General features: G+C 67.2%; 16 protein-coding genes. 7 read left to right on the top strand and 9 right to left on the bottom strand.

All coding sequences use genetic code 11. The annotated features are described in order from the left end of the window. Window positions 1-86: 86 nt before the first annotated feature. The gene (gene coaD, locus FOZ74_RS11720) at window positions 87-581 is read left to right on the top strand and encodes a pantetheine-phosphate adenylyltransferase (RefSeq protein WP_146913230.1); all 495 of its coding nucleotides are present in this window, start codon (window positions 87-89) and stop codon (window positions 579-581) included. Between the two features lie 131 nt (window positions 582-712). On the opposite strand, the gene FOZ74_RS11725 is transcribed toward coaD, so the two are convergent. From FOZ74_RS11725 to gpmA, 4 genes are all read right to left on the bottom strand, one after another. Next, window positions 713-2,578 carry an FMN-binding glutamate synthase family protein gene (locus tag FOZ74_RS11725; protein ID WP_146913231.1) on the bottom strand — a complete coding sequence of 622 codons (1,866 nt, stop codon included), beginning with the start codon at window positions 2,576-2,578 and terminating at the stop codon, window positions 713-715. A gap of 67 nt (window positions 2,579-2,645) precedes the next feature. Beyond that, on the bottom strand, window positions 2,646-3,395 hold the full coding sequence (locus FOZ74_RS11730) for a HesA/MoeB/ThiF family protein (protein WP_146913232.1): 750 nt from the start codon (window positions 3,393-3,395) through the stop codon (window positions 2,646-2,648). Between the two features lie 68 nt (window positions 3,396-3,463). Further along, a complete protein-coding gene (locus FOZ74_RS11735; RefSeq protein ID WP_146913233.1) occupies window positions 3,464-4,900 on the bottom strand; it encodes a S41 family peptidase in 1,437 nt (478 codons plus the stop codon). A 77-nt stretch (window positions 4,901-4,977) separates the two neighbouring features. Further along, a complete protein-coding gene (gene gpmA, locus FOZ74_RS11740) occupies window positions 4,978-5,721 on the bottom strand; it encodes a 2,3-diphosphoglycerate-dependent phosphoglycerate mutase (protein WP_146913234.1) in 744 nt (247 codons plus the stop codon). A 73-nt stretch (window positions 5,722-5,794) separates the two neighbouring features. On the opposite strand from gpmA, the gene FOZ74_RS11745 reads away from it, so the two are divergent. From FOZ74_RS11745 to FOZ74_RS11760, 4 genes are all read left to right on the top strand, one after another. Then, a complete protein-coding gene (locus FOZ74_RS11745) occupies window positions 5,795-6,202 on the top strand; it encodes a rhodanese-like domain-containing protein (RefSeq protein ID WP_146913235.1) in 408 nt (135 codons plus the stop codon). Window positions 6,203-6,240: 38 nt separating this feature from the next. Then, window positions 6,241-6,498, top strand: coding sequence for a glutaredoxin 3 (grxC, locus tag FOZ74_RS11750; RefSeq protein ID WP_146913236.1), 258 nt, complete (start codon window positions 6,241-6,243; stop codon window positions 6,496-6,498). Window positions 6,499-6,614: 116 nt separating this feature from the next. Beyond that, window positions 6,615-7,079, top strand: coding sequence for a protein-export chaperone SecB (gene secB / locus FOZ74_RS11755; RefSeq protein WP_146913237.1), 465 nt, complete (start codon window positions 6,615-6,617; stop codon window positions 7,077-7,079). A 47-nt stretch (window positions 7,080-7,126) separates the two neighbouring features. Then, window positions 7,127-8,113 (top strand): NAD(P)H-dependent glycerol-3-phosphate dehydrogenase, encoded by a 987-nt coding sequence (locus tag FOZ74_RS11760; RefSeq protein WP_146913238.1) that lies wholly within the window; start codon window positions 7,127-7,129, stop codon window positions 8,111-8,113. Between the two features lie 80 nt (window positions 8,114-8,193). Here the strand turns inward: FOZ74_RS11760 and FOZ74_RS11765 are convergent, their stop codons facing one another. Together FOZ74_RS11765 and FOZ74_RS11770 are read right to left on the bottom strand one after the other, a co-directional pair. Next, window positions 8,194-9,792: a M14 family zinc carboxypeptidase gene (locus tag FOZ74_RS11765; RefSeq protein WP_222434168.1), complete on the bottom strand. Its 1,599-nt coding sequence runs from the start codon at window positions 9,790-9,792 to the stop codon at window positions 8,194-8,196. 245 nt (window positions 9,793-10,037) lie between these two features. Continuing rightward, window positions 10,038-11,654 carry a DEAD/DEAH box helicase gene (locus tag FOZ74_RS11770; RefSeq protein ID WP_146913240.1) on the bottom strand — a complete coding sequence of 539 codons (1,617 nt, stop codon included), beginning with the start codon at window positions 11,652-11,654 and terminating at the stop codon, window positions 10,038-10,040. 263 nt (window positions 11,655-11,917) lie between these two features. Between FOZ74_RS11770 and ettA the strand changes: the two genes are divergently transcribed. Both ettA and FOZ74_RS16515 read left to right on the top strand, forming a co-directional pair. Beyond that, complete coding sequence (gene ettA / locus FOZ74_RS11775; RefSeq protein ID WP_146913241.1) at window positions 11,918-13,579, top strand: energy-dependent translational throttle protein EttA; 1,662 nt, start codon at window positions 11,918-11,920, stop codon at window positions 13,577-13,579. Window positions 13,580-13,624: 45 nt separating this feature from the next. Then, window positions 13,625-14,806: a DUF1631 family protein gene (locus FOZ74_RS16515; RefSeq protein ID WP_146913242.1), complete on the top strand. Its 1,182-nt coding sequence runs from the start codon at window positions 13,625-13,627 to the stop codon at window positions 14,804-14,806. 77 nt (window positions 14,807-14,883) lie between these two features. Here the strand turns inward: FOZ74_RS16515 and FOZ74_RS11785 are convergent, their stop codons facing one another. From FOZ74_RS11785 to FOZ74_RS11795, 3 genes are read right to left on the bottom strand one after another with little or no spacing between them, the layout of a single operon-like run. Then, window positions 14,884-15,582, bottom strand: a complete 699-nt coding sequence (locus FOZ74_RS11785; protein ID WP_146913243.1) for an ABC transporter ATP-binding protein — start codon at window positions 15,580-15,582, stop codon at window positions 14,884-14,886. Beyond that, window positions 15,579-17,402, bottom strand: a complete 1,824-nt coding sequence (locus FOZ74_RS11790) for a branched-chain amino acid ABC transporter ATP-binding protein/permease (RefSeq protein ID WP_146913244.1) — start codon at window positions 17,400-17,402, stop codon at window positions 15,579-15,581. The genes FOZ74_RS11785 and FOZ74_RS11790 overlap by 4 nt, the downstream gene beginning before the upstream one ends. Window positions 17,403-17,421: 19 nt before the next feature. Beyond that, on the bottom strand, window positions 17,422-18,297 hold the full coding sequence (locus tag FOZ74_RS11795) for a branched-chain amino acid ABC transporter permease (protein WP_146913245.1): 876 nt from the start codon (window positions 18,295-18,297) through the stop codon (window positions 17,422-17,424). Window positions 18,298-18,317 lie beyond the last annotated feature (20 nt).

An 18,317-nucleotide genomic window follows, 5' to 3' on the forward strand; every position in this document is an offset into this window, starting at 1 on the left:
GCTTCCGGCGCTTGCTGCGCCTGCGCCAACCCCAGTTTTCGTCCCCAAGGCCGCATAATGGCCGCTGGCCCAACCAGGAGCGCACCGTGCCCGACCACCGCCTTGCCGTCTTCCCCGGAACCTTCGACCCCATCACCCTGGGGCACGAGGACATGCTGCGCCGCGCCTGTGCGCTGTTCGACGGGGTGATCCTGGCGGTGGCGATCGCGCACCACAAGAAGACGCTGTTCACGCTGGACGAGCGCCTCGCGCTCGCGCGCGCCGCGCTGGCCGACCTGCCGCAGGTGCAGGTACTGCCCTTCGAGGGCCTGGTGACCGAATTCGCCGTGGCCCAGGGCGCGCAGGTGATGGTGCGCGGCCTGCGTTCGGGCAGCGACTTCGACTACGAATTCCAGCTGGCCGACATGAACCGCCACCTGCGCCCCGAGGTAGACACCGTCTTCCTCACGCCCGACGCGCGCTGGCAGAGCATCAGCAGCACGCTGGTGCGCGAGATCGCCACGCTGGGCGGCAAGGTGCAGGGCCTGGTGAGCGCGGCGGTGCTGGCGCCGCTGCTGGCCAAGGTGGGACGGCAGCAGTAGGGCGTGGGCATGCCCCGCGCGGGGAAAAAAATACTACTTGTTTGATAGCTTGCAGCGCTTGTCCGGCAAGAGTTTGGTCCACTTTTTACTGTAAATTTTTGCCCTGTGGCGCAGACCGTGCCAGCGCGGCTTCAGGAGCTCGTCCAGTCGGCCGGCACCTGCGAGCCCGCGGTCGCGGTCGGCGAGCTCTTGGCCTGCTCCGGAACGATGGCGCTCACCGGCGCGGGGTGGGGCGCGCGCCGGCGCGTGAGCGACTCGGCAATCTGCACGGCAGAGGCCGGGCGTCCGCCCACGGTGGGGCGCAGGATGTCCGGGTTGTATTGCAGCTCCTCGGGCGTGGGCACGTGCGGCGCGAAGTTGTGCGCGTCCGCCAGCGGCCAGTACAGCCGGTAGACGTTGTGCTGGTGCTGCAGGTCGTCGAGGATGGCGCGCCGCTCCACCGTCGGCATCAGCGCCGAGAGCAGGCGGATGCGCGCGCTGTCGATGCGCCGCACGATGTGGTGGGTGGAGAGCTGGTCCGGGTGCATCAGGCCCGCGGCCTGCAGCAGTTCCTTGAGCGCATGCAGCGTGTTGGCGTGGTATTGCGCCACGCGCGGCGCCTTGTCCGAAACCACCAGCGCCTTTTCGCGCACCGGGTCCTGCGTGGTGATGCCGGTGGGGCAGAAGCCGGTGTGGCAGACCTGCGCCTGGATGCAGCCCAGCGCCATCATGAAGCCGCGCCCCGAGTTGCACCAGTCCGCGCCCAGCGCGAACATGCGCGCCAGGTCGAACGAGGTGATCACCTTGCCCGCAGCGCCGATCTTGATGCGCTCGCGCAGGCCCACGCCGATCAGCGTGTTGTGCACCAGGTGCAGGCCCTCCTGCACCGGCGCGCCCATGTGGTCGGCGAATTCGATCGGCGCGGCGCCCGTGCCGCCCTCGGCGCCATCCACCACGATGTAGTCGGGCGTGATGTCGGTCTCCAGCATGGCCTTGACGATGCCGAACCACTCCCAGATGTGGCCTATGCACAGCTTGAAGCCCACCGGCTTGCCCCCCGAGAGTTCACGCAGCCGGGCGATGAAATGCATCATCTCCACCGGGGTGGAAAAGGCGCTGTGCGCCGAGGGCGAGACGCAGTCCTCGCCCTCGGGCACGCCGCGCGCGGCGGCGATCTCGGCCGTGACCTTGGCCCCGGGCAGGATGCCGCCATGGCCCGGCTTGGCGCCCTGGCTGAGCTTGATCTCCACCATCTTGACCTGGGCGTTCGTGGCCTGTTCGGCAAAGCGTTCGGCGCTGAAGCTGCCATCGGGGTTGCGGCAGCCGAAGTAGCCCGAGCCGATCTCCCAGATCAGGTCGCCGCCGTGTTCGCGGTGGTAGCGGCTGATGCCGCCCTCGCCGGTATCGTGGGCGAAGTCGCCCATCTTCGCGCCCAGGTTCAGCGCCAGGATGGCGTTGGCCGAGAGCGCGCCGAAGCTCATCGCCGAGATGTTGAACACGCTGGCGTTGTAGGGCTTGGTGCAGGGCGACACCCCCACGCGCGGGGTGTCCGGGCGCCCGCCTATCCAGATGCGGAAGTCGTGCGAGTCGATGGTGGTGGGGTGCATGGAGTGGTTGATCCACTCATAGCCCTTGGCGCCCACGTCCAGCTTGGTGCCGAAGGGGCGCACGTCGGGCACGCCCTTGGCGCGCTGGTAGACCACGGTGCGCTGCGCGCGCGTGAAGGGTTCGCCCTTTTCGATGTCGCCCTCGATGAAGTACTGGCGGATTTCCGGGCGGATGAACTCCAGGAAGAAGCGCATGTGCCCGAGGATGGGGTAGTTGCGCAGGATGGCGTGGCGTGTCTGCTGCATGTCGTACACGCCCACCGCAATCAGCGCGCAGGCGAGCAGGAAGATGACCAGCGGCCAGGCCCCGGGGCGCAGCGCCATCCACGGCAGGCTGACGACGGCCGCGGCCACGGACAGGGCGAAGGTGGTGTAGCGCACATGGGTGGCCACGAAGTGCGGATGAAACATGGACGGACAGACGAGGAATGCCGATGGGCGATCCTAGCCCACCCGCCCGCGTTTGGGCAGCGGCCCTTCAACGCCCGGCGCAGACGCTGCAGCCGGGCTCGCGCGCCAGCGCCATCTCGGTCCAGCGCATGCTGCGCCCGTCCAGCATCAGCAGCCGGCCGCTCAGCGTCTGGCCGAAGTTTGCTATCAACTTGAGAGCTTCCGCCGCCTGCATGCTGCCGATGATGCCCACCATGGGCGCAAAAACGCCGAGGGTGGCGCAGGCCGCTTCTTCAAATGCGGCATGGGGCGAGAACAAACAGGCATAGCAGGGCGCGTCGGCGTGGCGCAGGTCGTACACCGCGATCTGGGCGTCCAGACGGATGGCCGAGCCCGCCACCAGCGGCTTGCGCGCCGCCACGCAGGCGGCGTTGATCGCGTGGCGCGTGGCGTAGTTGTCGCTGCAGTCGAGCACCACGTCGGCAGCCTGCACCAGCGGCGCGAGGCTCGCGCGCGTGGCGCGTTCGCGCACGCGCACCACCTCTATGCCGGGGTTGATCGCCAGCATCGCGCTGGCGCAGGAGTCGACCTTGGCCTGGCCCACGCGCGCCGTGGTGTGGGCGATCTGGCGCTGCAGGTTGGTCAGGTCCACCACGTCGTCGTCCACCAGCGTGATCCGGCCCACGCCGGCCGAAGCCAGGAACAGCGCCGCGGGCGAGCCCAGGCCGCCCGCGCCGACGACGAGCACGCGCGCGGCCAGGATGCGCTCCTGCCCCTCGATGCCGATCTCCTCGAGCATGATGTGGCGCGAATAGCGCAGCAGCTGGTCGTCGTTCATGGCCTGGGCGCGGATGGAAAAAAGGCCGGCAGCTGCCGGCCTTGGGTCCCGGGTGGGCAGGAGCGGCTTCAGTCTTCCTTCTTGGCCTGCTTGCGCTCGGTCAGCGTCTTGCTGGCCAGCACCGGCAGGCCCTTGAGCTGGTTGAGCGCCTGCTGCAGCTGGAAGTCCTTGTCCGAGCCGAACTCGGGCAGCTTGCGCTCGATCTTGGCGTTGCGCGCCTCCTCCTCGAGCTTCTTGCGCGCCGCCTCGCGCGCCTGCTCCAGCGCCTTGTCGCGCGCCTGCTCTTCACCCTGGGTGTTGTCCAGGTGCTTGGTCAGGTCGGACTCGCGCAGGCGCAGCGCCGCGTAGATGTCGCCCTCGGCGGTTTCGTCGAGCATCACGTCGGGCACGATGCCGCGCGCCTGGATGGACTTGCCGCTGGGCGTGAAATAGCGCGCCGTGGTCAGCTTGATGCCGGTGTCCGGACCCAGCGGGCGCACGGTCTGCACCGAGCCCTTGCCGAAGGTCTGGCTGCCCATGATGGTGGCGCGGTGGTTGTCCTGCAGCGCGCCGGCCACGATCTCGCTGGCCGAGGCCGAGCCTTCATTGACCAGCACCACCATGGGGATGCCGTGAAAGAGCTCGGGCAGGCGCTTGAGCGGATCACCGCCGCGGCGTGCGTAGTTCTCGGGCAAGGCGGTGAAGATCGCCTTGCTTTCGGCCAACTGGCCATCGGTGGTCACCACCGTGCTGCCGCGCGGCAGGAAGGCGGCGGAGATGCCCACGGCCGCATCCAGCAGGCCGCCCGGATCGTTGCGCAGATCCAGCACCAGGCCCTTGAGCTGGGGGTCTTGCTGGTAGAGCTCCTCGGCCTTGCGCACGAAGTCGTCGAGCGTGCGGTCCTGGAACTGCGAGATGCGGATCCAGGCGTAGCCTGGCTCGACCAGCTTGGCCTTGACCGATTGCGTCTTGATCTCCTCGCGCGTGATGGTCACCGGGAAGGTGCGGCTTTCCTCCTTGCGGAAGATGGTGAGTGTCACCTTCGTGCCCGGTTCGCCGCGAATGCGCTTGACCGCGTCGTTGAGCTGCAGGCCGCGCACCGCCTCGTCGCCGATCTTGGTGATCAGGTCGCCGGTCTTCAGGCCCGCGCGGTCCGCCGGCGAGCCTTCGATGGGCGAGACCACCTTGATGAGACCGTCTTCCTGGGTGATCTCGATGCCCACGCCGACGAAGCGCCCCGAGGTGCCTTCGCGAAATTCCTTGAAGGACTTCTTGTCGAAATACTGCGAATGCGGGTCCAGCCCCGAGACCATGCCCGAGATGGCGTCGGTGATGAGCTTCTTGTCGTCCACCGGCTCGACGTAGTCGGTCTTGATCAGGCCGAATACGGCGGCCAGCTGCTGCAGCTCTTCCAGCGGCAGCGGCGACATTGCCCCGCGCGCGACGGTCTGCAACGACACCGTGGTGAGCGCGCCCGCGAGCACGCCCACCGAAATCCATCCTGCTACCTTGAACTTGTGCCCCATAGACCACCTTTACCGCGTCGCGGCAATATACACCCTGGGCGTGCCTGCGCGCGCTCGCGCGCGGACGGCGCGCCGCATCAGGCCCGGCCCTGCGCAGCCACCGCCGCGGCCGCCTGCGCGGCGGCCTCGGCGTCGCCCAGGTAATGGCGGCGCAGCGGCTTGAGCTCGGCGTCCAGCTCGTACACCAGAGGGATGCCGTTGGGGATGTTCAGTCCCACGATGTCGGTGTCCGAAATGCCGTCCAGGTATTTGACCAGTGCGCGTATCGAATTGCCGTGCGCCGCGATCAGCACCCGCTGGCCCGCGCGGATGGCCGGCGCTATGGCCTCCTGCCAGTAGGGCAGTACGCGCGCCACCGTGTCCTTGAGGCATTCGGTCAGCGGGATCTGCCCCGGGTTCAGGCTGGCGTAGCGCAGGTCGCCGCGCTCGCTGCGCGGATCGCCCGGCTCCAGCGCGGGCGGCGGCACGTCGTAGCTGCGCCGCCAGATGTGCACCTGCTCGTCGCCGTACTGGCGCGCGGTTTCGGCCTTGTTCAGGCCCTGCAGCGCGCCATAGTGGCGCTCGTTCAGGCGCCAGCTGTGCTCCACCGGCAGCCAGGTGCGCTGCATCGCGTCCAGGCAGTGCCAGAGGGTGTGCGTGGCCCGCGCCAGCATGCTGGTGTAGGCCAGGTCGAACTCGTAACCCTGGGCCGCCAGCAGCTGCCCCGCCTGGCGCGCCTGGGCAATGCCGGTGTCCGTCAGCGGCACATCGGTCCAGCCGGTGAAGCGGTTTTCCAGGTTCCAGGTGGATTCACCGTGACGGATCAGAACGAGCTTGTGCATGCAGCAGGACCTTGGCCAAGTGAAAAACCGCCTATTCTAGAATCGGCGCCTTTCCCCTCGGGCTTGCAGCATAGTGAACTTCCTCCTTGAAAACTGGTATTTGATCGTCCTGGCCCTGGTTTCGGGCAGCATGCTGGCCTGGCCCACGCTGTCGGGGGCGGGTGCCGCCGGCCTCACGCCAACGCAGGCGGTGCAGCTCATCAACCGCGAGAAGGCGGTGGTCGTGGATGTATGCGAGCCCGCAGAATACGCCGCTGGCCACGTCAGCGGGGCCCGCAGCGTGCCGCTGTCGCAGTTCAGGGAACGCCTGCCGCAGGTGGTCAAGAACAAGGGCGTGCCGCTGGTGCTGGTGTGCGAGCGCGGCATGCGCGCGCGCCGCGCCACGGCCATGGCGCGGCAGCTGGGCTATGAGAAGGCCCAGACTCTGGCCGGCGGCACGCGGGCCTGGCGCGAGGCCAACATGCCGATCGAAAAAGTCTGAGCCATGCCTCTTTGCCCCCATGGTGCAAGAATGGGGGCATGCAAAACGTCAAGATCTACACCACCGCCACCTGCCCCTACTGCGTGCGCGCCAAGGCGCTGCTGCAGTCGCGTGGCGTGCAGGACCTGCAGGAAATCCGCGTCGACGGCGACCCCCGCGCGCGCCAGGAAATGATGGAAACCACCGGCCGGCGCACCGTGCCGCAGATCTTCATCGGCGAGCAGCATGTGGGCGGTTGCGACGATCTGATGGCGCTGGATGCCCGCGGTGGCCTCATGCCTCTGCTGCAGGGCTGAGCCGGGGCAGGGCGCTCGCGCGCTGGGGCGCACTGCATAATGCGCGGTTTCCCGCGCCCGCGGAGCTTGTCCTCCGGCGGGCCTTCACCTTCATTGCCTCTCCCAAGATCGACACCATGGCCGACGAACAAGCTACCCCGGTTTTCCAGATCCAGCGCATGTACCTCAAGGACATGTCCCTGGAGCAGCCCAATTCCCCCGCCATCCTGCTCGAGCAGCAGCAGCCCAGCGTGGACATCCAGCTGGGCGTGGGCGCCGAGACCGTGGTCGACGGCGTCTATGAAGTGACCGTGACCGCCACGGTGCATGCCAAGCACGAGGACAAGACGGTGTTCCTGGTCGAGGTCAAGCAGGCCGGCATCTTCGAGATCCGCAACGTGCCGCAGGAGCAGATGGACAATGTGGTGCGCGTGATCTGTCCGCAGATCATCTATCCCTATGCGCGCTCCAACGTGGCCGACGTGGTGACGCGCGCGGGCTTTCCGCCTGTGCATCTGGCCGAGATCAACTTCCAGGCCATGTACGACCAGCAACAGGCGGCGGCAAGCGCGCAGGGCGCGAACGGCGCCACCCAGCAGTAAATTCACGTTTTTGGGCTCCAGGCCTTGTGCAGCCTGCGCAAATAGCTATGGATATCGTAGTTGTGGGCGCTGGCGCATGGGGTAGCGCGATGGCCATCCACGCGGCCCGCCATCCCGCCGGCCACCGCGTGCTGCTGTGGGGCCGCGATGCGCGCCAGATCGCTGCACTGCAGGCCGAGCGCGAGAACAGCCGCTACCTCAAGGGCGTGGCCCTGCCCGCGGGCCTGACCCTGGCCAGCGGCCCCCTCGAGCCCCTGGCCGCGCGCGCCGACCTTCTGGTGCTGGCCACGCCGATGGCAGCCTTGCGCGAAATGCTGCGGGCGCTGCAAGGGGTGCGCGCCACCCTCGCCTGGCTGAGCAAGGGCTTTGAGGCGCAAAGTGGGCTGCTTGCGCATGAGGTATGCGAGCAGGTGGCGCCGCGCCTGCGCGCCGCGGCGCTCAGCGGGCCGAGCTTTGCGCTGGAGCTGGCCCATGGCCAGCCCACGGCGCTGGTGGCCGCGAGCCGACAGGCCGACGTGCGCGAGCAACTGGTGCATGCTCTGCACGGCGGTGCTTTGCGCGTTTACGCCAACGACGACCTGGTGGGTGTCGAAGTGGGCGGAGCGGTCAAGAACGTGATGGCGATCGCCACCGGTCTGTGCGACGGCCTGCAGCTCGGCCTGAATGCGCGCGCCGCGCTCATCACCCGCGGCCTGGCTGAAATGTCGCGCCTGGGCTGCGCGCTCGGCGCCCGCACCGAGACCTTCATGGGGCTCTCCGGCCTTGGCGATCTGGTGCTCACGGCCACCGGGGATCTGTCACGCAACCGCAAGGTGGGCCTGTTGCTGGCCCGGGGGCTGGCGCTGCCCGAGGTGCTGGCTTCGCTTGGCCACGTGGCCGAAGGGGCGTACAGCGCCCGCACCGTGCTCGAGCGCGCGCGCGCTCACGGCGTGGACATGCCCATCACCGAAGCGGTGGTAGGCCTGCTGGACGGCCGCCTGAAGGCGCGGGAGGCGGTGGCGCAATTGATGGAGCGCGATCCGCGCGAAGAATGAACGGCCAGCGGGCGCCCGAGCCCGGCCCTTTTGCCCTGCGCCGCCGGCCATGGCGGGTGGGGCAGCCCCGTGGCCCAGCCTTATTCGGAGACTTCAAACACCAGGCTCGGGTTGTTCAGAACGCGTGCGCTGGCACCCGGCGTGTTCGGCAGGATGCCCCTGGCCTGGTAGCTGAAGGCCGTTGAAGGCTCCAGCGCGGCAGCGGCCACGTTGGCCAGCGGCTGATTCATGCCCACGTAGTGGCTGCCTGCCGGCGCGTCGATGGACATGCGCAGCGGCTGGTGGCTTCCGGGGGGCCCGCCAGCAGGGCCGGCGAAGCTTTCCGCGAGGATGGAGCCTTCCTCGGCCACGCGCATCACCTGCAGGCCGAGCAGCCCGAGACGCTCTGCGGCGATGCTGTCCTGGGTGAACCAGTAGCCGCAGGGCCGAGGGCGCTCCAGCTCGGGGCGCAGCGCCTGGCTGGAGATCCAGCGCACCTGCACCGGGCGCAATTCACCGCTGGTGGCGTCCAGCAGACGCAGCTGGTGTTCGGCAACGGCGGGCGCGGCCTGCACGGTGAGCATGCCCTGGCAGGCGTGCGAGGCGATGTCGCGCGCCACGAAGGATTGCACCTGCAGCAGATCGGCGCTGCGCTCGGCCGTGCTCTTGAGCACGCTGGTGAGCGCGACCACCAGGCTGTGCACCCGGCGCTGGGCGTGGGCACGTTCAAGCGCCGCTCCCCCGCGGCTGGCGAGTGACAGTCCCACGGCATTGCCCAGCGCTGCCAGGTTGTGCAGCGACTCGGGCGTGGTGTCGCCCGCCGTGGCCGTCAGGCCCTCGCCCGCATCGCTCAGGGCGTATTGCCACTCCTGCGTCAGACCCTGGCCCTGCAGCGACTGCAGCAGCGGCTGCAGGTACCACTCGCGCGTGGCCTTGCCGATGAATTCGGGCACGTTGGCGGTGTTGGCACCCTGGACCAGCACGTCCTGCGCGGGCAGCAGCTCGCCCATCGGCGTGGCGAGTGCCTGGACCGGATATTCATGCACGTCGGTGACTACCGCCGGACGATAGTCGCGCACCAGCTGGGCGATGGCCCTGGCCTCGGGCGTCTGCAGGGCCAGGTGGTCGCGGGCCAGATCGGTTCCGTCGGCGGTTGCATGCGCGCCGCTGTCCGCGCCATCGGGGTTGGCGCGCGCCACGATGATCACGTTGATGCGTTGCAACATCGGTGCCAGCAAGCCTTGGGACAGCTCGCGCGCGATCACCAGCAGCGCCTCGCTGCTCGCGGGCTCGTCGCCATGCTGCTGGCCGACCAGCAAGACGGTGGGCCGCCCGTTACCGGTGAGCGTCCTGCCGTCGCGCGCTTCGCCCAGCGCGAGCGCCAGCAGCGGCAGGTCGTTCTGCGTCTTGCCGGCGCGCAGCAGTTCAACCCGCATGTTGCCGCTCGTTGATCGGCTCAGGCCCTCGAGCCACTGGGCCAGTTCGGCATTGGTGGTCCATGAGCGGCGGTCCGGCTGCAGGCCGGGCGTGTCGTAACGCACCGGCGGGTCGGGAAACAGCGCCGCCACCGCCGGGCTTTCCAGCGGAGCCGGCGCGGGCAGCTCCTGTGCGGGGACGACGGCAGCGCCGATGGCGCCAGCGTCCTGTTCTGCCGTACCGGCTTGCGGTGCATCCGCCGGCGCGCTGCGCGGCGGCGGCACGACCCGTGCCTGCTGCGACGGCCAAGGTGGCAGAGGGGTGCCGGCGCATGCCGCCAGCAGCAAGGCGGCCAGCGCCACGAGCGGGCGCGGACCGGGAAGGCGAACGGCAACGCGAGAGTTGGTCAACGGCTTCATGGACATCAGTGCGGAATCGGCAGTGCCGATAGCTTGCCACAAACCCATGCGGCCCCCGACCCGGGCAAATGCTGTGCCGCCGCGTGGGCGGACCGGGAACGGGCCGGTGTTCAGCCGGCGTAGCCGCCGCCGCGCGGTCCGCGCGAGCGCGGGCCGCGGGACGACGCGCCGCCGCCGCGCCGCCCGCGTTGGCTCATCAGGTCCACGCTGGTGCGCATCGGGTCGGGCTGGCCCGAGTGCCCCCGGCTGCTGCGCACCGGCTCCATGCCCATGCGCCCGAGTTGCGTGCCCAGATGGGCGTTCTCGCTCGGCGGCTGGCTGTCGTCGCGCACCGCGCGGTTGCCGCTGCCGCGGCGCTTGGCGTGGGGGCGCGCTGTCTCCTCGGCGTGCGCCGGCGTGCTGCGGCCCTGCGGGGCGGCGGGGCCACTGCGCCCGCCTGAACGGGTGCCGCGCGAGGCGCGCATGCGCTCCATCATCTCGGCGCGTGCGGCCTTGGCCGCGGCCTGCATGACCTCGCGGCTGGGCGGCTTGCCGGCGCCGCCCCAGAGCGTCTGGCGTCCCATGGCGATGGGTTCGGCATGCTCGCCCTCTTCAGGACCGAAGCCTTCCAGCGGTTGCACCGGAATTTCCTGGCGCGTGAAGCGCTCGATCTCCATCATGAAGCCTTCTTCGTCCATGCACACCAGGCTCACCGCATGGCCTTCGCGGCCCGCGCGGCCGGTGCGGCCGATGCGGTGCACGTAGTCTTCGGGCACGTTGGGGATCTCGTAATTCACCACATGCGGCAGCTCGTCGATGTCGATGCCGCGCGCGGCGATGTCGGTGGCCACGAGCGCGCGGATCTTGCCGCTCTTGAAGCCTTCGAGCGCATTGGTGCGCGCCGTCTGGCTCTTGTTGCCATGCAGCGCCATCGCCGAGACACCATGCTTGTCCAGGTATTCGGCCACGTTGTTGGCGCCGAACTTGGTGCGCGTGAACACCAGCACCTGGCTCCAGTCCTGCTCTTCGATGATGTGCAGCAGCACCTGCTTCTTCTTGGTGCGGCCCACCGGATGGATTACCTGATGGATGCGCTGCACCGTGGTGTTGCGCGGCGTGACCTGCACGCTCTTGGGATCGCGCAGCAGGCCGGCGGCCAGCGCCCGGATCTCGTCGCTGAAGGTGGCGGAAAACAGCAGGCTCTGCTTGTCGCGCGGCACCAGCGCCAGCACCTTCTTGACGTCGTGGATGAAGCCCATGTCCAGCATGCGGTCGGCTTCATCGAGCACCAGCGTCTGCACGCCCGAGAGGTCGAGCAGCCCCTGCTGTTGCAGGTCCAGCAGCCGGCCGGGGGTGGCCACCAGCACGTCCACGCCGCGGCGTATGCGCTCGACCTGGGGGTTCATGCCGACGCCGCCGAAGATCACCGTGGAGCGGATGTCCAGGTATTTGGCGTAGCCGCGTATCGACTCTTCGATCTGTGCGGCGAGCTCGCGCGTGGGCGTGAGGATCAGCGCGCGGATCGGGCGTCCGGCTGCGCGCTCGACCCCGCTTGCGGCCAGATGCTGCAGTATCGGCAGCGCAAACGCGGCCGTCTTGCCGGTGCCGGTCTGTGCGCCGGCGAGCAGGTCATGGCCTTCAAGCACCAGCGGAATGGCCTGGGCCTGGATGGGCGTGGGCGTGTCGTAGCCCAGCTCTTGCACGGCACGCAGCAGCGCTGGTGCCAGATTCAGTTCGTCAAATGTCATGCGTAGTGTCTGCACCCGTCCTGGGCGCGGGGTATCAGACCGAAGCCACGGCTGCGTCGAGCCGGCGGGCCAGTACAACAGATCTGAAGGTTTGCGAAAGCGGCAGCTCCCGAATGGAACCCCGCCGCGCTCCGTTTCTGAAGCGCCTCTGCCGGGGCTACTGGATGGCCCGGCAAATGCGTATTGTCGCATGCACGGATAATCGACGTCAGCGTTCGGCGAGCCCGCCGGCCCAGTACTACCCGTTTTGCAAGAAGGAATCCATGGCCCAGTATGTTTTTTCGATGAACCGCGTGACCAAGACCGTGCCACCCAAGCGGCAGATTCTGAAAGACATTTCCCTGTCTTTTTTTCCGGGCGCGAAGATCGGTGTGCTGGGCCTGAACGGTTCGGGCAAGTCCAGCCTGCTCAAGATCATGGCGGGCGTGGACAAGGAGTTCGAAGGTGAAGCCCTGCCCATGCCGGGCCTGAGCATTGGCTACCTGCCGCAGGAACCGCAGCTCGACCCGACGCGCACCGTGCGCGAGGAGGTCGAGGACGCGATGGCCGAGGTCAATGCAGCGCGCGCGCGGCTGGACGAGGTGTATGCGGCCTACGCCGAAGAGGACGCCGATTTCGACGCCCTGGCGGCCGAGCAGGCGCAGCTCGAAGCCGTCATCGCGGCGGCGGGCACCGACAGCGAGCATCAGCTGGAGATAGCCGCCGACGCGCTGCGCCTGCCGCCCTGGGAGGCGGTGATAGGCAAGCTCTCGGGCGGCGAAAAGCGCCGCGTGGCGCTGTGCAAGCTGCTGCTGTCCAAGCCCGACATGCTGTTGCTCGACGAGCCGACCAACCACCTGGACGCCGAAAGCGTGGAGTGGCTGGAGCAGTACCTGCATCGTTTCCCCGGTACCGTGGTGGCCATCACCCACGACCGCTACTTCCTGGACAACGCGGCCGAATGGATACTGGAGCTGGACCGCGGCCACGGCATTCCCTACAAGGGCAATTACACGGAGTGGCTGCTGCAGAAGCAAAACCGCCTGGAGCAGGAGCAAAAGGGCGAGGAGGCACGCGCCAAGGCGCTCAAGAAAGAGCTGGAGTGGGTGCGCCAGAACGCCAAGGGGCGCCAGGCCAAGTCCAAGGCGCGCATCGCGCGCTTCGAGGAGCTGTCCGACCACGAATACCAGAAGCGCAACGAAACCCAGGAAATCTTCATCCCCGTGGCCGAGCGCCTGGGCACGCAGGTCATCGAATTCCACGGCGTCACCAAGAGCTTTGGCGACCGGGTGCTGATCGACAACCTGAGCTTCACCGTGCCGGCGGGCGCGATCGTCGGCATCATCGGTCCGAATGGCGCGGGCAAGTCCACGCTATTCAAAATGATAGCAGGCAGGGAACAGCCAGACAGCGGCGAAGTCGTGCTGGGGCAGACGGTGAAACTTGCCTACGTGGACCAGTCGCGCGACGCGCTGAGCGCCGAGAAGACCGTGTGGGAAGACATCTCGGGCGGGCTGGACATCATCAACGTGGGCAAGTTCCAGATGGCCAGCCGCGCTTATTGCGGGCGCTTCAACTTCAATGGTCAGGACCAGCAGAAGAAGGTGGGCAATCTATCGGGCGGCGAGCGCGGGCGCCTGCACCTGGCCAAGACGCTGATCCAGGGCGCCAACGTGCTGCTGCTGGACGAACCGTCCAATGACCTGGACGTGGAGACCCTGCGCGCGCTCGAAGACGCCTTGCTGGAGTACGCCGGCACGGTGCTCGTCATCAGCCACGATCGCTGGTTCCTTGACCGCATCGCCACGCACATCCTCGCCGCCGAGGGCGACAGCCAGTGGTTCTACTTCGATGGCAACTACCAGGAGTACGAGGCGGACAAGAAAAAGCGTCTGGGCGAAGAGGGTGCCGCGCCGAAACGGGTACGCTACAAGGCTTTGAAGTAAAACACTGCCTTCGGCCGCACACGTCGTCGGGATTACGCTTACGCCATGTCGGGCTCTTCTGCAGATTCGGTAGCCATTTACAGGGCCGGCATCGTCGGCGCGGTCAAGCGCGCCAGCGCGCTCATGGCAGACCTGTTGCAGCAGGTGCGTGCAGACTGGCCGCAAGGCAGCCACAGTGGCGCGCTCGACGCGCAGGCACTGCAACTGCTGCTCAAGAACGAAGTCAAGCTGGTTACCCAGTTCCCGCTGATGATGCTGGAGCTGTTTGCCCAAGGCACGGCAACGCAGGCGGGGACGGCCTTCGCGGGCGGCAAGCCCGGCGCGCCCGCAAGGAGCGATGTGCGTTTGCGCGTGGACATGGTGCGTGTGCGCCAGAGCATCGCCGCCGAGGTAGGGCCGGCGCTCTCCGAACTCGATACGCTGATTGGCGCCGCTCAGGGGTTCGATCGCGTCCAGCCCGAGCGCAACCCGCTACGCCCGGGCAACTACGTGCGTGCACTGTTCGCGGTGGTCTATGGGCTGGACGCGCCAGCGGAAATCTGCCGCCTGTGGCTGCAGCGCATGGCGCCGGCGCTCGGACCGTTGCTGGCAAGGGAATATCTGCGTGTCTCCGAGCAGCTGCGCGGGCACGGCATTCAGCCTCTGCATTACCTCTCGACTGGCCGCAGCAGGTTCTCCGATCTCGCAGGGGACGAGCGTGGCATGGGGGCGCGTATGGACGTGGCCGAAAGCTTTCTGACGCCGCTGGGCCAGGAGGCCTTGCCGGACATCGATTCTTCGATGTGGGACTCGGTGCGTCCCGCTTCGACCCTGCAGGTGCCCGAAGCGGGGGAGTCCGCAGCCGCGCTGCTCGGCGGGGACGCATCCGGGACGCCGCCGGCTGCGGACGACCGGGCGGCTTCGCATGTGCAGGAGGCTGCACGGTCATACAACGGACTTGCCGAGTCCGTGCCCAAAGCCGCTGCGGCCGACGTCTCCGCGTCGGCTGCGGCAGCGGATTCCGAGGCAGCGCAGCCGCCGGGCCAGACCGGGCTGCAATTGGGCGACTGGGTGGAGATCCGCGCGGCCCAAGGCCAGGTGCGCACGCAGTTGACCTGGCTCAGCCCGCGCGAGACCTTGTTTCTTTTCACCCAGGCCGATGGCAGCACCCAGAGCATGACCTCGCGCATGGTCGTGCGGCTGCTCGATAGCGGCGCGATGAAGCGTGCGGGCGGTGCAAGCCAATGAAAAAGGGCCTGCGCGGTACACAGGCCCCGGTGGCTTGAAGGGAGAGCCGGCGCTCGTGCCACCGGCCCTGCAGACACTCAGACCCCGAGATAGCGCTGGATGACTTCGGGCTGCTTTTTCAGCTCGGCGGTCGTGCCCTCGTGCACGATCTGGCCATTGTTCAGGATGTAGGCGCGGCTTGCGAGGGCCATCGCGGCCGCCAGATTCTGCTCGATCAGCACAATGGTCTGGCCTGCCTTGGCCAGGTCGTGGCAGACCCGGATCAGGTCTTGCACGATCACCGGCGCCAGTCCCTCGAAGGGCTCGTCCAGCAGGATGATCTTGGGGTCGCGCACGAGCGCCCGGGCAATCGCCAGCATCTGCTGCTCGCCGCCGGACAGGTCGGTGCCGCGGCTGGTCTTGCGTTCATGCAGCCGCGGAAAGATGGAGTAGATGCGCTCCAGCGGCCATTTGTTCTTCGCGGTGAGCCCGGCGAGGACGATGTTCTCCTCGACGTTCAGGCTGCCGAAGACGCGCCGCTCCTCATGCACCAATTGCAGCCCGGCCATGGCGATCTCGTGGGCCTTCTTGCCGGCCACCTCGACGCCATCGAGCTTGACGCTGCCGGTCTTGGGCTTGACCACTCCGGCCAGGCTCTTGAAGGTGGTGGACTTGCCGGCGCCGTTGCGTCCCAGCAGGGCCACCACCTCGTTCTTTTCCACGCGCATTCCGACATCGAAGAGGATGTGGCTGTCGCCGTAGTAGCTGTTGACTCCGCTGACTTCTAGCAGGCTCATTGCGTCTCTCCATGCACGCCGCCGAGGTAGGCTTCCTGCACCAAGGCGTTGTTCTTGATTTCGTCCGGGGTGCCCTCGACGAGCAGACGCCCTTCCTGCAGCACGGTCACGCGTTCGACCAGTTCGAACAGCGAATCCATGTCGTGGTCGATGATGACCAGCGTGCGCCCCTTGGCGATGGACTTGAGCAGGGCCACGGTTTCTATTCGTTCCTCCGCGCTCATGCCGGCCAGCGGTTCGTCGAGCAGCAGCAGCGAAGGGGAGGTGGCCAGTGCCAGGCCCACTTCCAGCCGGCGTTTTTCACCATAGGCCAGGTCGGCGACCTGGGCATCGAGCCGGTGCGTCAGATGTACCAGCGCCGCGGTGCTCTCCACCTGCGCCGTCAGGCCGCGAACCTTGTCCATGGACTTGAGCAGATCGGCCTTGAACTTGCCGCGCAGTTCTGCCAGGGCAGAGATCATCAGGTTCTGGCGCACGGTCAGGCGCTCGAACAGCTGATTGATCTGGTAGCTCTTGGTCAGGCCGATCTGGCAGGCTTCGGTCACGCCCATGTGGGTGATGTCGCGCCCGTCGAACTTGATGGTTCCCGAGGTCGGCTTGACTTCGCAGGTGAGCATCTTGAAGAAGGTGCTCTTGCCCGCGCCGTTGGGGCCGATGATGCCGCGGATCTCGCCATAGTTGACGGCAAAGTCGATGTCGCTGTTGGCGGCGATGCCACCATAGTGCTTGGTCAGCCCCTTGACCTCGATGATGTGTCCGCTCTGGTTGCGCGTGCTCTTGTGGCGCAGCGCACCGGTGCTGGCCGTGGGCATGGCCGTGGCGGGCTCGGGAGCGCTGGTTCTCTTGTGGGTGCCGACGAGTTTGTGGTAGATGTCCACGAACAGGCCCACCAGGCCGCGGCGCAGGAACACCACCAGGAGCACGAACACGATGCCCAGGATCAGCTTCCAGGTGGCGCCCAGATTGAGCACGGTCTGGAAGAAGTCGCTCAGCAGCAGCCAGGTGGCCGAGCCCAGCAGCGGGCCGAAGAGCGTGCCCGCGCCGCCGATGGCGGTCATCATCACGACCTCGCCAGAGGTGGCGAACATGAAGGCGTCCGGCGGCATGAAGCCCTGCATGACCGCCAGCAACCCCCCACCGAAGCCCGCATACATGGCCGCGACGATGAACACCACCAGCTTGTAGCGGTGGATGTTGTGGCCCAGCGCCAGCGCACGGTCGGGGTTTTCGCGGATTGCGCGCATCACCAGCCCGAAGGGCGAGCGCACCATGCGCAGCGCAATCGCCAGGCCGATGAAGAACCAGAAGGCGAAAAAGGCGTATTGCTCGAGGTCGCTCTTGAACTGGATGGTGGTGAACCCGAGGCCCAGACTGGCCGAAGGCACGCCGGGCAGGCCGTTCTCGCCCCCGGTGTACTCCGCGAGCGGGTTGAACTCCATGAAGAAGAACACCTCGGCGATCGCCACCGTGATCATCGCGAAGTAGATGCCGGTGCGTCGCAGTGCCACCATGCCGACGAGGTAGCCGGCGACGCCGGCCACGATGGTGCCGAAGATGATGGCCAGCACCACGTTGGTGAACGAGGTCTGCGTCAGCAGATAGGCCGCGAACATGCCGCCGGTACCGAAGAAGGCCGACTGGCCGAAGGACAGCAGGCCGGTGTAGCCGAACAGCAGGTCAAAGCCTATGCCGACCAGACCGAAGATCATGATCCGGTTGATCGTCGCCGGCGTAAAACCGAGCGGCGGGAGGATGAAGGGGACGGCAATCAGGGCGAGCAGCGTCAGCAGCTCGGCAAGAAATGGAATTTTTCTGGACATCTGGAACTCTGCTCGGGATTTAGGTGCGACCAATAGAGCCCATCAGACCGCGCGGCCGGAAGACCAGGACGAGGGTCATGGCTACGAAGAGCATGATCATGGAATAGGCCGGGTTGACCATCGAGGTCAGCGAGATGATCTCCCCCGCGATCAGGCCGCCGAGGATGGCGCCGGGAAAGGACCCCACGCCGCCGATCACCACCACCACGAAGGTCTGCACCAGGATGGCGTCACCGCTGTCGGGCGACATCGCGACCACGGGTGAATAGACGATGCCCGAGAAGCCCGCTGCCATTGCGCCTATGCCGAACACCAGCGTGAAGACCTTGTAGACGTTGATGCCGAGCGAATCGACGGCCACCGAATCTTCGATGCCCGCGCGCACGATCATGCCGATGCGCGTGCGGTACAGCACCCAGTAGAGCACCAGCAACGCCACCGCGATGATGCCCAACAGCGCCAGGCGGTAGGTGGGATAGACCATGAAGCCCATGTTGGTGATGCCGCCGAAGATGTCCGGCGGTGGCACCTTCTTGGACAGGCTGCCGAAAAAGTAACGGATCAACTCGGCGAAGACGATGCTCAGGCCGAAGGTCACGAGCAGTTGGTCTTCGTCGGGCCTTGAGTAAAAGTGCTTGATGATCACCTGTTCCATGATCACGCCGACGACCATGACGAACAGGGCTCCGGCAGCCACGGCCAGAATGAAGGAATGCGAATATTCAAACGCGAGCCAGCCCGCATACCCGCCGAGCATGAACAATGCGCCATGCGCCAGATTGAGCACGCCCAGCGTGCCGTAAATGATCGTCAGGCCGGAAGAGATAAGCGCCAGCAGCGCCCCTAATACTAGCCCGTTGAACAATTGCGATAGGAAATTGGCTGTGTTAATCACATTGCCCCGCCGTGGTTGTC

This window comes from Comamonas flocculans (genome assembly GCF_007954405.1).
Taxonomy (GTDB): domain Bacteria; phylum Pseudomonadota; class Gammaproteobacteria; order Burkholderiales; family Burkholderiaceae_C; genus Comamonas_C; species Comamonas_C flocculans.

Excerpts from the sequence above, each read along its gene's own strand:
- FOZ74_RS11730 (WP_146913232.1), bottom strand. The coding sequence starts at position 3,395 with ATGAACGACGACCAGCTGCTGCGCTATTCGCGCCACATCATGCTCGAG.
- FOZ74_RS11725 (WP_146913231.1), bottom strand. The coding sequence starts at position 2,578 with ATGTTTCATCCGCACTTCGTGGCCACCCATGTGCGCTACACCACCTTC.
- gpmA (WP_146913234.1), bottom strand. The coding sequence starts at position 5,721 with ATGCACAAGCTCGTTCTGATCCGTCACGGTGAATCCACCTGGAACCTG.
- secB (WP_146913237.1), top strand. The coding sequence starts at position 6,615 with ATGGCCGACGAACAAGCTACCCCGGTTTTCCAGATCCAGCGCATGTAC.
- FOZ74_RS16515 (WP_146913242.1), top strand. The coding sequence starts at position 13,625 with ATGTCGGGCTCTTCTGCAGATTCGGTAGCCATTTACAGGGCCGGCATC.
- FOZ74_RS11770 (WP_146913240.1), bottom strand. The coding sequence starts at position 11,654 with ATGACATTTGACGAACTGAATCTGGCACCAGCGCTGCTGCGTGCCGTG.
- grxC (WP_146913236.1), top strand. The coding sequence starts at position 6,241 with ATGCAAAACGTCAAGATCTACACCACCGCCACCTGCCCCTACTGCGTG.
- FOZ74_RS11735 (WP_146913233.1), bottom strand. The coding sequence starts at position 4,900 with ATGGGGCACAAGTTCAAGGTAGCAGGATGGATTTCGGTGGGCGTGCTC.
- FOZ74_RS11760 (WP_146913238.1), top strand. The coding sequence starts at position 7,127 with ATGGATATCGTAGTTGTGGGCGCTGGCGCATGGGGTAGCGCGATGGCC.
- FOZ74_RS11790 (WP_146913244.1), bottom strand. The coding sequence starts at position 17,402 with ATGTCCAGAAAAATTCCATTTCTTGCCGAGCTGCTGACGCTGCTCGCC.
- ettA (WP_146913241.1), top strand. The coding sequence starts at position 11,918 with ATGGCCCAGTATGTTTTTTCGATGAACCGCGTGACCAAGACCGTGCCA.
- FOZ74_RS11785 (WP_146913243.1), bottom strand. The coding sequence starts at position 15,582 with ATGAGCCTGCTAGAAGTCAGCGGAGTCAACAGCTACTACGGCGACAGC.